Genomic DNA, 880 nt, shown 5'->3' on the forward strand with positions numbered 1-880 from the left:
TGTTTGGCGACTTCCAGTCTCCCAGACTCAGTCCGGATGAACCATCGATACAACCTATTGAAGCTTCACAGCTAGCGACTGTCGGCGGGCGTGGCGCGACGCCTCTGCATCGCGCGATTTCGGGTAAGCCTGCTCAATTCTCGAGGATGGATTTCGGCACGCTGGACAGGTCGCAGGCTTGCGCGTGTTCGAAGTAGCTGTCCGCATCGTCGATCATCACGACCGCGACGTCGATCAGCTCGTCCAGCCGTTGCAGCAGCGATTCGCGCCATTCGATGTCTTCGTCGCGTTCGGGCGCCTTGTCCAGCTGCTCGATGATCGAGTCGGCCGTCTGCAGGAACGGAATGGCCTGCTGATAGTTTTCGATCGAGACCAGCGCCGCATTGCGTGCGCCGACGAGCCGCTCGCGATGCGTGTCCGCCAGTTCGGATTCGCCGCTGATGCGCGGCAACATGTCCGAGATGCGTTGCAGAAGCGGCGGCACCTGTTCTTCCAGCAGGATCGCGCGCTCGCGCAGTGCCGCATATTCGTCGCGAAGGTCGCTGTCGCCGGATTGAGTCGTGCTGTCCATCATCAATATGAGTGCGTGGTTCGGTCGCGGCATGATACTCGACCGCGCCCGTTTCCTTGCTTGTTCCGCGTCCTCTTATATAGAAGGGAAGCGGCGCCTTCGTCATATCTTTGGAGGGCGGCGGGCGTTGCGTTTTACGGTCCGTCGAGCCAGAAGCCTCCGTACGCGCCACCGCACGGAGGCTTTTTCAAACTTTCTTCACAAAGGGCTTGCGCGGATGGGGGCAGGTGCTTAGAATCACGCCTCTTTCGCGCTAACGGAAACGCGGCGCGGGAGGAAGGGAAGCGGTGCTGTTGGGGTTCGGTCGTA

The 880-nt window shown here is 60.6% G+C and carries 1 protein-coding gene; it reads right to left on the reverse strand.

What is annotated here, in order from left to right:
- Positions 1 to 133: 133 nt before the first annotated feature.
- Positions 134 to 604 carry a hypothetical protein gene (locus J8I33_RS34250; protein ID WP_050016596.1) on the reverse strand — a complete coding sequence of 157 codons (471 nt, stop codon included), beginning with the start codon at positions 602 to 604 and terminating at the stop codon, positions 134 to 136.
- Positions 605 to 880: the final 276 nt, after the last annotated feature.

It is taken from the genome of Burkholderia sp. AcTa6-5 (assembly GCF_017815075.1).
GTDB classification, from domain to species: Bacteria; Pseudomonadota; Gammaproteobacteria; order Burkholderiales; family Burkholderiaceae; genus Burkholderia; species Burkholderia sola.